The sequence below is a fragment of the Orbaceae bacterium lpD04 genome, assembly GCA_036251935.1.
Taxonomy (GTDB): domain Bacteria; phylum Pseudomonadota; class Gammaproteobacteria; order Enterobacterales; family Orbaceae; genus Orbus; species Orbus wheelerorum.
In genome coordinates this window covers 1,880,218-1,893,049 of the sequence record CP133967.1, presented here as the reverse complement: position 1 = coordinate 1,893,049, position 12,832 = coordinate 1,880,218, and the positions used below count along the sequence as shown (strand labels likewise).

Annotated in this window: 7 protein-coding genes; 5 read left to right on the top strand and 2 right to left on the bottom strand. The window is 35.7% G+C overall.

Going from position 1 to position 12,832, the window contains the following annotated elements; all coding sequences use genetic code 11:
* Positions 1–36: 36 nt before the first annotated feature.
* Genes RHO14_08495 through RHO14_08485 form a run of 3 tightly spaced genes read left to right on the top strand, consistent with a single transcriptional unit; the run spans position 37 to position 3,929 of the window.
* Positions 37–1,290 (top strand): MFS transporter, encoded by a 1,254-nt coding sequence (locus RHO14_08495; protein WVD70393.1) that lies wholly within the window; start codon positions 37–39, stop codon positions 1,288–1,290.
* Positions 1,271–2,734, top strand: coding sequence for a glycoside hydrolase family 32 protein (locus tag RHO14_08490; GenBank protein WVD70392.1), 1,464 nt, complete (start codon positions 1,271–1,273; stop codon positions 2,732–2,734). The genes RHO14_08495 and RHO14_08490 overlap by 20 nt, the downstream gene beginning before the upstream one ends.
* 10 nt (positions 2,735–2,744) lie before the next feature.
* Positions 2,745–3,929, top strand: a complete 1,185-nt coding sequence (locus RHO14_08485) for a carbohydrate porin (protein ID WVD70391.1) — start codon at positions 2,745–2,747, stop codon at positions 3,927–3,929.
* 56 nt (positions 3,930–3,985) lie between these two features.
* Here RHO14_08485 and RHO14_08480 read toward each other — a convergent pair whose 3' ends face one another.
* Positions 3,986–4,987, bottom strand: a complete 1,002-nt coding sequence (locus RHO14_08480; GenBank protein ID WVD70390.1) for a LacI family DNA-binding transcriptional regulator — start codon at positions 4,985–4,987, stop codon at positions 3,986–3,988.
* 416 nt (positions 4,988–5,403) lie between these two features.
* Here RHO14_08480 and RHO14_08475 point away from each other — a divergent pair, with 416 nt between their 5' ends.
* Positions 5,404–9,906: an autotransporter outer membrane beta-barrel domain-containing protein gene (locus tag RHO14_08475; GenBank protein WVD70389.1), complete on the top strand. Its 4,503-nt coding sequence runs from the start codon at positions 5,404–5,406 to the stop codon at positions 9,904–9,906.
* 111 nt (positions 9,907–10,017) lie between these two features.
* Here the strand turns inward: RHO14_08475 and yccS are convergent, their stop codons facing one another.
* Positions 10,018–12,147: a YccS family putative transporter gene (yccS, locus tag RHO14_08470; protein ID WVD70388.1), complete on the bottom strand. Its 2,130-nt coding sequence runs from the start codon at positions 12,145–12,147 to the stop codon at positions 10,018–10,020.
* 209 nt (positions 12,148–12,356) lie between these two features.
* On the opposite strand from yccS, the gene RHO14_08465 reads away from it, so the two are divergent.
* Positions 12,357–12,686, top strand: a complete 330-nt coding sequence (locus RHO14_08465; protein WVD72502.1) for a Grx4 family monothiol glutaredoxin — start codon at positions 12,357–12,359, stop codon at positions 12,684–12,686.
* Positions 12,687–12,832 lie beyond the last annotated feature (146 nt).

The following is a 12,832-nucleotide window of genomic DNA, read 5'->3' as shown; positions in this document are numbered from 1 at the left end:
CGGAAGATTAATAGTAAATATGAAGGTTTAATTATTATGAAAAAGTCTAGTAGACAGTATTATTTTTTACTTAGTGGATTGTTTTTCTTTTTCTTTTTTACCTGGTCTTCATCGTTCTCGCTTATTTCAATTTGGCTGGAACAAACGCTGGGTTTAGGTGGCATGGATACGGGGATCATCTTTTCAGCTATTTCAATTGTTGCTTTATGCTTACAGCCCCTATATGGATTTATTCAAGATAAATTAGGCCTAAGAAAAAATTTATTATGGGTGATTGGATTTTTGTTATTAGCCTCTGGGCCATTTTTTATCTTCGTTTATGCGCCAGCATTAAAGTTTAATATTATTATTGGGGCGGCATTAGGCGGAATATATGTGGGTGCAACTTTTGCGTCAGGTATTGGTGCATTAGAATCTTATATCGAACGAGTTAGTCGTATTGCTGGTTTTGAATATGGACGTGCCCGTATGTGGGGATCGCTTGGCTGGGCTGCGGCAACGTTTTTTGCAGGGTTTTTATTTAATATTAATCCAAATATTAACTTTGTATTGGCGTCATGTTCTGCTGTGGTTTTTCTTATTCTTCTATGCTTTATAAAAGTTGCCAAAATCGATGCTATGGGACAACTTGAATACGGTAAAGCGAGTAAATTACAAATTAGCGATGCGCTCGGATTATTAAAACTTTCGCAGTTTTGGGCATTAGTTATTTTCGCTATTGGCGTGAGTATGTATGGCGTTTACGACCAACAATTTTCTGTTTATTTCTCTCATCAGTTCGCAACAAGAGAAGATGGTAACCGAATCTATGGTTTTCTAAACTCATTACAAGTATTCCTTGAAGCAGGGGGTATGGCATTAGCACCATTTTTAGTTAATCGAATTGGTGCTAAAAATAGTTTACTATTAAGCGGCGCTATTATGACTTTACGTATTATTGGTTCCGGTATCGTTGAAGGGCCAATATTAATTTCAGCAATGAAATTATTGCACGCTGTTGAGTTACCCATCTTATTAGTCGCAATTTTTAAATTTTTCTCTACCCGCTTTGACCACCGTTTATCAGCAACACTGTACCTTGTTGGGTTTCAGTTTGTTTCTCAAGTTTGTGCCAGCTTTTTATCGCCATTAGCAGGCTATGGTTATGACAGAATTGGTTTTGCAGATACATACATGATAATGGGCTGTGTAACTGGGGTATTTATGTTAATAGCTGCTTTCCTACTTCAAGGGGATAAGCAAATAAAATCAGTAATTGGAGGAGTTGTAAATGAAAGCGTTACTCACTAAAGGTAATCAAGCTGTTGAGGATTTAGCTAAACAAGTTAAAGATCGTTATTATCCGGCGTATCACATTGCAGCTAAAGCTGGTTGGATTAATGATCCTAATGGCCTTGTTTATTTTAATGGTAAGTACCATGCCTTTTTTCAACATTATCCTTACAATGAAAATTGGGGGCCAATGCATTGGGGCCATGTTGTTAGTGATGATTTAGTACACTGGCAACATCTGCCTATCGCCCTTGCACCATCGGAAGATTACGACATAGATGGGTGTTTTTCAGGCTCGGCAGTTGATGATAACGGTGTGCTCGCGCTAATTTATACTGGCCATGTATGGCTAAAAGAGCCTGGTGATGATAGTGCTATTCGTGAAGTACAGTGCTTAGCTATTAGTCATGATGGTATTAATTTTGAAAAACAAGGTGTTGTACTAACGCCTCCTGATGGGATTATGCATTTTCGTGATCCTAAAGTTTGGCGACAAGCTAATAAATGGTTTATGGTAGTTGGCGCCCGCGATCAGCAAGATGTTGGTCAGGTTCTACTTTATAGTTCAAATGATTTACGTCATTGGAATTTTGAGCAAGTGCTTGCTAAAACCGATGATCCAGATGTGTACATGATGGAGTGCCCAGACTTTTTCCCATTAGGCGATAAATATGTCTTACTATTTTCACCACAAGGGATGAAAGCTAATGGTTACGAATACCGTAATCGTTTTCAATCAGGCTATTTAGTGGGTGAATGGCAGCCGGGCTCGCCATTTAAAATCGTGCGTGAATTTACCGAAATGGATAATGGTCATGATTTTTATGCCCCTCAAACATTAATTGCAAAAGATGGTCGCCGCATTGCAATTGGTTGGATGGATATGTGGGAATCGCCAATGCCAAGTAAAGCCGATAAATGGGCGGGGGCTTTAACGCTACCTAGAGAGCTGACTTTAGCATCAGATAACAAAGTACTTAGTAAACCTGTGCGTGAAATTAAATCATTACGTGGTGATGCACAAGAATTTACCCGCATAGAATTAAAAAGTACCAAACAAGATTTACAAATAGCAAGTAATCAGTGCGAACTTATTGTAAAAATTGATTTATCTAAAACTAGTGCAGAAAGAGCAGGGCTTGAATTATCTGCATCTAAAGATTGCAACGAATCAACGCTTATCTACATTGATAATCAAGCTAAACGTTTGGTATTAGATAGAGCTCGCTCTGGTGAGGGGGTACAAGGATATCGCAGTATTCCTTTGCCTGCTGGTGATGTTTTAACGTTACATATATTTGTTGATCACTCCTCTATTGAAGTTTTTGTGAATCAAGATCAGGCAGTACTTACGAGTCGTATATATCCAACCCATGATGAACGAACGATCTATTTATTTGCTGAAAATGGAGAGTTAGTCGTTGAAAAAATAAACTATTGGTATTTAAATAAAATGAGATAGGTAATAATAAATGAAATCATCTAGTTTAATTCTTGGTCTATGTTGTTTGTATTCAGTACCAGCTTTGGCATCAATTGAGTGGCAAACGCCACAAGGTGAACTAAAGCTGTATGGCGATGTTGAATTTAATGTTGATGCTGCAAGCAAGAAAAAACAGCTCACTTCAGTTAAAACAACCGCTAAAAAGGATTTTGATGCTGACGATATTAATCGTTGGGATGTTAATGGGCGAATTTTAATTGGTTTAGATGGCAAAAGAGTATTGGAAAATCAAAATTATGCAGGATTTTCCGTGCAACCCCTTGCTGACCTAAGTGGAAAAGTTAATTTAGATGATGCTGATTTTTATTTTGGTAAACAAAATGACTGGCAATTAAAAATAGGTCGCTTTGAAGCGTATGATATGTTCCCATTAGGTCAAGATACCTTTATTGAGTATTCAGGTAATACTTCTAATGACTTATATCATGACGGCTTTGGCTATATCTATATGATGAAAGAAGCTAGGGGGCGTAGCAGCAGTGGCGGAAGCTTACAGCTTATAAAAAACTTAGGTGGTTTTAATTTTGAAGTTAATACGATGATAAAAGACGGTACAACGTTATTTTATGATGATCTTTATCATGGTTATAAGTTAAAAAATGATAAAAACGTGGTTTATTTACGCCCTGTTATTTCGTATAAAGATCAAGATTTTTCAATCGCTGCCGCAGTTGAAAGTAATGTTGTTAATAATGCTTATGGTTATCATGATGCTAATGGTGATTGGCAAGATCAATCTAAACGAACCGGTTATGGATTAACGATGAGCTGGAATAGTGTCGGTGATTTTAGTCGTGCATCAGAGGGCTTACTCGTTAATATGAGTACCGCTTACTTAGATGCTGAGCAAGAGAAAGACTTTACGGCAGGTATTAATGCTATTTGGCAGCAATATGCATTAGGCTATATTTTTGCAGCTAATGATATTAAAGCGTTTAACCCTGCATATACTAACTTTAATGGACTTGACACTGTTGGTAAATATAAAGTACATACTGTTCATGCTTCTTATCTTATTCCTAATGTCATGGATATGGATAATTTTAACATCTATTTAGGTGCATATTGGTCAATGCTCGATCGTGATGAGAAGCAGGGCGGCGGTGACGAACATCGTTATGGTGGAAGGGTTAGGTTCAAATATTTCTTCTAAACGATCGGTCGATTTAATTCACTTACTTTGCTAAGTTAGTTAAATAAACTCGGTATTTAAATAGATTGCCTGATTAATAATGGGCAATCTATTTTATATTCTTGTTTGTCTTTTATTCCATTAATAATATGCAATGCTGCTCGTTCGCCAATTTGATAATGTGGCAGTTGCACGGTCGTTAATGGTGGATAAAACAATTCACCGATCCCAACCATATTATCGTAACCTAATACCGCGACTTGTTGGGGAATTTTATAACCTAGCCCAAGTAATACTTGATATACGAGCAAAGCAATTCGATCATTACCACATATAATCACATCAATATCTGGTGATCCTTCTTTAAAATAGCGATTAATAATTTCGATCGTGTCGAGGTAGTGTTCATCGCCAAGTTCAAGATTTAAGTGGTATGACGTTAAGTCACTCAATAATAAATTATGATCTTGCCAAGCTTGTTCAACGGCTTTACGACGAAGTTTACCTGCTAGTGTATTTAATGATAAGTATATACATAACGGTTTTTTATAACCTTGCGCAATAACACGTTCCATTGCGTGGTATTGTCCTTGATAATCATCAGGAACATAACTTGCGACAGGCAAATCGGAGCTAATGCAATTAGCCAGAACAAGAGGCTGACTTTGTAATTTAGACGGAATAGTTATTTTCCTAAATCCCATCGAGGTGAAAATAATCCCCGCAGGCCTATAAGAGAGTAGCGTATTAATTGATTGCTCAGCATCATGATCATCAAATAAGTTTACGATTAAAGTAGTACATTGGTGTGCTTGCGCTGTTTTTTCAATTGCTTGTAATAACTCTACAGAAAAGGGAGTGGTTGCCGTATCTAAGGCAAGTACGCCAATTAATTGTGGTACTTTTCGATCGCCACGAATTTTTAATGCCGATACATCTGGCACATAATTTAGCTCATCAATCGCTTTTTTAACTTTTGTGTAAGTATCTTTATTTAATTTATCAGGGCTATTAATCGCTCTAGATACCGTCATTAATGATACTTGCGCTAATTTTGCCACATCCTTTAATGATGCCATTTTTCCCTCATAATATTCCCTGAACTAAAGCCTGACTATCATATCATACTTCACTATTCGATATCATCTTCGTTAGACGAGCTAGCTATTTAATTCACCGATTTAACGAGACGACGTTTGTTGGTGGTACTTTCAATAAATTACCTCGTTAATTTAAGTCCCTTTTAGATAATAATTATTTTTAAATATTTACTTTTGTATGTGGTACCGATAAAAATTGATTAAATTTCTTTCTTATGTAAAAAAAAAAGTATAGTTATAATGAAAGAAGCTTAACCTTTGTAATAAAGTATATATAATATGAAAAATTAAATTTGATTTTAATCAATTAAATTTTAAAGAAATAAAGTGGGATATGGATAATTAAGTATATCTCACAATAATAATTTGACAAACAAAGCAAAAAGAGATGAAAGATGAATAAAATTTATAAGATCAAGAAAAATGGTCAAGGGCAATCAGTTGTTACTTCTGAATTGGCAAAGAATAAAAGTGTGAGCGCTTCCATATTAGCTGTAATGGTTGGCTCTGCTTTATTATCTGTATCAAGCCTAGCTCTTGCAACCCCAATCAGTAAAACTGCAACGGGCTCAGGAAAGACAGTAACAATTAGTGAGAATGAGCTAAATAACAATGAAACTGAGACTGCAATTATTGGAGTAGGTACTGATGGTGCAAATTCTTCAATAACAATTACAAACTCCATTATTTCAACATCAGGTACTAATACGTCGGCAGTTGTTGGTAAAACAACATCATCAACACCGGATACTATTGGTAAAGTTACCGTTACAGTAGATGAAGGAACCTATTCGACAACAAACAGTAATGATGCGAATGTTATTGTTGGTGAAATTAGTAATTATACTGGGGCAGGTAAAGATGTGAGTGTTACGGTTACCTCTTCGACAGTTAATGCGGCAGGAACAGGTAATGCTAATGGTATATTCGCAAGTACTAGTGCTGACTCAGGAAAGGTTAGTATTGAGTCAGCAAATTCCTCCTATAATATAGACACTAAGGGGAATGCGATTAATGGTGTTAGTAATTCGGCCGATAATTTATCGATAAGTTCAACTTCAGATACGATTGTGTCAACCCAAGGTGGCGGGATCTATGCTAATGCTCAAAGTACTGGCGCATCGAGTATTGATATTAACTCATCATCCTCTATGATTGTAAAGGGGAATGGTATTAGTAGTATCAATAACGGTTCAGGTTCGAGCACGATTACTTCATCTTCATCTAGTATCACTGCAAATGGAATTGGAATTAGCAGTATCAATAACGGCTCAGGTTCGAGTACGATTACTTCATCGTCATCTACTATTACTGCAGATGGAGTCGGAATTAGTAGTATTAATAATGGTTCGGGCGCTAATGTAATTACAGTCGGAGGAACCCTTAAATCAGGCGAGAGTGGTATTTATGCTACGTCAAAGTCTGGAAAGATAAATATTAATAACACGGCAAGTATGGAAATTTTAAATGATTCAGCCAATGCTATTGATGTAATATCTGCTGGCGGTGATGTTAATATTTCTGCTAATGATAATAGCATTAAAACTAATGGCAATAATGCTAATGCTTTCAATGTTGTGACAACTGGCGACAAAGCTGCAATCACGGTAAAAGCATCTCATATGAAATACAGTTCAACCGGTGCTGATACGTCTCTTGTAAATATTCTATCTAAATCGGCCAGTGGTGATATCGATGTTAGAATGACTAGTATTGACGCTAATTCGGTTGGAAATAATGCAAATGGAATTATCGTTGCAACCGATACAGGTAGTTCTGCAAATAATATCTCTATCACAACTAGTGGCGGGATAATAAACTTAGATACACCGGTAGGAAGTAACACCAATACGTATGGTATTTATGCTGTACATGAGAGTGGGTCAGTTAACAGCGGTGATATTAATATCTTTAATACTGATACCGCAATTACCATCGGAAATTTAGCCGAGGCTAATGATACGCAAATCAAATCTCATGCGATTAAAGCCGGTATTTTAAATAGTGCAAGTACCGGTATTATTAATGTTACCAATACTGGTAAATTAGTGACATATTCTGGCGGCTCAAATGGGATCGATATTGTTAATAATGGTTCTGGAACAGTTACTCTTAGTAATAGCGGTGAAATAATTACATCGGGCGTTAACTCGCATGGCATTAGTGTTTCGGGTGATAATAATGGAGTAATGATAGAGCAAACTGCGGGAGATATTGTAACCAACGGAATCGACTCTTCAGGTATTAATGTTACTGGCGTTACATCGGGTGATATTGATATAAATACTCAAGCTGGCTCAACGATTACAACCAATGGCGATAATTCAAATGGTATTACCGTTGCCGGTAATAGCTCATTGGGCAATGTAAATATTAATAATATCAGCGATATTAATATCAATGGCAAAGCAAGTAGTGGTATCAATTATTCAAGCATGCCAACTACTCAGGGCGTGACTGCTAATATTATTAATAGTGGTAATATTAATCTATCAAATGCGGCTAATTCAGTTATAGCTTCAGGAATAGTTGCGCAAACCAATGCTAATGATTCTTTAGTTATTACCAATACCGGTAATATTACACAAACGAGCAAAACTAATTCATTAAGTGCAATTAGAGTAAATGTTCAAGAAAATTCAAGTACTACAGAAACAAATCTGATTGCTAAATCAAGTGCGAAAAGCGTTATAATCAATAATAGTGGCGCTATTAATGCCGAAAATAGTATGGGAATTGCAGCCTATTTAGTTAATGGCGATATCACAATTAATAATACAGGTAATATTGCAACAACATATAACAATGCTGATTTTATTGCTTATACTCATGGTATACAAGCAATCTCAGATACAGGAAATATTGTTGTAAACCATGATGGTGGAAATATCGTATTAAAATCCGATCCTAACAATACTGTATCTAATGCAGGTATAATGGCATTACAAAATGATTCTAGCGTGGCAAATACGATTAATGTCAATGTCAATAATGACGCGGTTGTTGACGCTTCGTTAGGATTAAAAGGTATTGATGTTAGAACGTCAGGAACGGCTGATATTTATATTGCAAGCGCAGCTAAGGTAACGGGCGGTGCTCATAGTGGTATAGCGATTAATGCCTATTCAAAAGACGGTACATTTACCGTGACCAATGACGGTACATTAAATTCAAGTAATGACCGAGCTATCTTTGTTCAAAATGGCGGCACAGCAGCGGTCAATGTGACTAATGCTAGCAATATGACAGGTTATATCCAAACGGGTACTGCTACTGACTCAACATTTGCAACAACTAACCTAACCAATACTGGAGCGTGGGATTTACGAAATACTTACCAAGCAGCCGCATTAAATTATGGTAATTATACTAAAGATACGGAAGGCGCTGCTATTTCAAGTTTTGGCGGTGGTGTGATTGATAACCAAGGTACAATTAGTTTAGTTGCCAGAAATAGCGATTTAACACTTGATACCACGGGCGATTATCATTCTGTTGGCGCATTAAGTATGGCTGATGGTGCAAGCCAAGCACAACTATTAAATGTGAGTCGTTTTAGTAACTCGGGTATTATTGACCTAACCGCTAATGGAAGCTCTAAAGCAGGGAATGTACTAGTTATTAGTGGTAGTGATACGGCGGGAACCAATGGTGATGGTACTTTTGTTGCTAATGGTGGCTCAATTAAAATGAATACTGTTATTAACCAAGGTGATGCAGATAGCCAAAGTGATATGTTAGTACTAGATAATGTTGAACTAGGAAGCGCTGCAACGAAAATCTTTGTTACACCGGTCGTTGGTAGTACAGCAGTAGAAACGATTAACGATGGTATCAAATTAATTGATGTATTAGGCACACAAAACAATGATGCCTTTGTTTTAGGTGATGTTGTGGTTTATGGTGGATATGAATATCGATTAACGACAGGAAGTGGTCAAGGCTTTTATTTAACTTATTTTGATAAAGTTAATAATAAAATGGTTGATCCAAATGTTGGTACACACTTAGCTAACCAATATATTGCAGCCACAATGTTTAACCAAGATATCTATGATAGACGTTATAGTGTTAGGGAAGGCAATAGCGCAATTTGGGGGCGCACCAATTATTCAAAAGCGAAAAGCGATACACTTAATGGTAGACAACACTTTAAAGCCGATACTTACATAATGCAAATTGGTGCTGATATTGTTAAAAGTGATGATTTTGTTGGTGGTATTTATTATGGTTATGGTCACAGTAATGTTAAAAACCATTCAAATCAATCAGGCACCAAATCAGACGGTACGGTTGATGGGTATATGATGGGGATTTATGCAAGCTGGGTACCTGATGAGAATAAAGGACCATACGCTGATTTTTGGGGTCATGGCGCGTTGTATAACAATGCATTAAAAGGTGATGCTCAAGTAAATAAAGTTAAATACGATAGTTACGGCTATGCATTATCATTAGAAGGTGGTTACGGCTTTGTACTATCTGAAGATAGTGATACAGGTCATAGCTGGATTTTACAACCACATAACCAAATTATCTTTAATCAAGTTAATTCTGAAGCATTTACTGATAGCAATGGTTCTGAATTTGGAAAATCAAAAGCATCAGGGATCACCAATCGACTAGGTGTACGTTTATATAGTAACTATACTGATAACGTAGATAAATTTAATCCTTATGTTGAAGCTAACTGGCTCTACAATAACGTATCGGAAAAAACGAAGATTGATATTGAATCATTTGACGATACAATTGGCCGTAATGTCGGTGAGATTAAAGTTGGTTTACTTGGTAAGTTAACGAAAGATACTAGCATATGGGGTCAGGTTGTTCATCAATTTGGTACAAATAGTTATAGTAAAAATGAAGTTCAATTTAATATTAGCTATGAGTATTAATCATTAAATAATATTATCTGTTGATAACACCAAAAAAGCGTATTTGCTATGAATACGCTTTTTTTTAACAATTTTTAACTCAATGAAAAGAAAATACTCACCCTTAAATGATTAATTATTATTTTTACTTAGTTGCTCAATTAACTGTAACATCTCAGGTAAAATATCTAATATCAGTAATAGTTGTTGCAAAATAATTGAGTCATTATTATCGATATCATGAGTTTGTTTATCTAACGTATCGCTAATAACTTGACGAAGTAAGACTAAGTGCTGATCAATTTTTTGTTGCTCATTTAAGACATTAATAATAAAAACTGACGTATCATCAAACAACGTTAATGTTCCATCTGTTATTGTTTTATCTCGGTGAGCTGCAAGTGTTGAAATATAGCTAATTAAACTGTGATTTAAGGTTAGAAAACGAAAGGCTTGATCGGTAAATTGCTGATCAATATGGGGCTCTTTGGTCATAATACTAATCAGCGCCGATAAGTCAGCATTATTTTCATGAACACTGCGCCTAATTAATCGATACTGAGCATCGTTGCTTTTACCTGAAAGATATTGGCTTCCTATTAAGGCAAGATAATGACTATCATCATTACATGCCCGTTTTATGAGTTTACCTAAATTTCGAAACTTCCAATCAGGCCAAATAAAACTGACCGCAAGCCAAGCAATAATGCAGCCAATAACCGTTGCAATAATTCTCAAGATAGCAACTGTTAAGCTACTTTCGCCAATAAGTCCAAAACTAAAAAACACCAGTAAAGTAATAAATGCTGTAGCATAGGCATATTGAGAGTTTTTAAATAGAAAAAATAACCAACCACTTAAAATAATAAGTAATAATTGTGCTTCAATGTTAGGTAATAAAAATGTAAGAGGAATACCTATTGCAATACCTGCAATCGTACCAAGTACCCTTAATTTTAGCCGAAATTTAGTGGTTGAATAGTTCGGTTGGCAGACAAATAAGCTGGTTAAAATAATCCAATAGCCATGCTGCATATTTGTTATTTGAATAATAATATATCCAATTGAGAAGACTAAACTCATACGCACAGCATGACGAAATAGCGGCGATTTAATCGATAAATTTTGTTTAATTTGTTGCCAACTGTCTTTTATACCACCTAAGTTGTTATCAATGAGTTGTCTTTGCGTATATTGGCTCGAGAGTTGCTGTTCATTGTTGATATTTGATAAAAGCAAATCAATATTTTGCAGATTCTTTAATAAATGGGTAAGGGCGTTAATGAGTTTACGATCGCCTTGGCTATTTGTAATAGCTTCTTCTAAGTAGCTAAAATATTTCTCAAATGCCGGATTATGATGATAAATTTGGTTATACTTAATGCTAATTGCAAGGGTATTACAGGCTTTTGCTTGTAAGTTTAAAATACGAGCGAAGCGAAATAAAATATCACTGTGTTTAAACTCCTGACAAAGCGTTTTATAAGCAACGTGAGTGGCACTTGCTCGTTCATGAATATCTTGAGCGACAAAATAGTAATTGAGCATATTACGGATATAAGTTTGACCACGATAACTTTTTAACCGATTAAATAGTGAATGCTTCGTTTGATTTAAGGCATCAATAAGTTGGTTATTTGCAAGTGTCAAACTTGATAATTGGCTTTTAAAACCATTACTTTCATCTGGATCGAACAAAGCCGCTTTTGCATCTAAGTATTGGCCAAGTTTAAAAAATAATACTGCTAAGTTTTGTTGTGTTGTTCTTATTGGTTGCAATATTGATTCAATAAAAGAGATCAAATTATACCAAATTGCTCCAACTAATAAGTATATAGGCTGCGAATAAAAGTCATCATACATTTTATGGCCAAGCATGGTATAGGCAGCAATGAGCAATGAGCCAAAAGCAATCACGCCATAACGTTGACCTAAAGCACCAAGCATCGTAAAAAGAAACGTTGATGAAACGAGGCCTATAATAAAAATAATAGGGTAGGGAAATAATAATTGAACAGAAAAGGCTGCTAATGCAAAGCAAGCTAATGTGAAAATTAGATTGATTAAGCGATAGAGTAAACGTGTATCAATCTCGCTTAATGCTGCGGCAACAACGCCGAGTGTTAATGGGATCACCGCCTTAATCTCACCAAAATACCAAGGAATAAAGGTAGTTCCAGCAAGACTAATTAAAATGCGCATACTATAAAGTACATTGCTATGATAAAAAACTTGTCTTAATGACGAACGTAAAGTATTCACAATTTAGCTAGTAACAGTTATTTATTGACTTTATTGTAGCCTAAACCATTAGCAAAATATAGGGTGTGTCGAGAATATATCGGTAATAGGTATCAGTTAGATAAAAAATAATAACTACAGCGATAGTTATTATCTATGCATATGATTGTTGAATTTTGCGCTAATATATCAAATTACTATACTTAGTAGGATTTGATTTAACGATGACAATGACAACTATTGAAAAAATTAAAAAGCAGATCGGTGACAACCCGATCATCTTATACATGAAAGGCTCGCCGAAATTACCAAGTTGTGGTTTCTCGGCACAAGCATCACAAATTTTATCGCAATGTGGTGCCCCATTTGCTTACGTTGATATTTTACAAAATCCAGATATTAGAGCCGAGCTGCCTAAATACGCTGATTGGCCAACCTTCCCGCAATTATGGGTTGAAGGCGAATTAGTTGGTGGATGTGATATTATGATTGAGATGTTTCAATCTGGCGAACTGCAAACCTTAGTGAAAGAAACGGCTAGTAAATATCAAACAGCTTAACGCGTAATCAAAATTCGTTACTAGATCTAAAATAAGGGAATAACTATATTCCCTTAATAATTAGTCATCCAACTCACTATCTGACGCTTATAAAAGTATGCAAGCTAGCTTAATAATAAGCGATTGAGTTATCATTTTTTAGATAA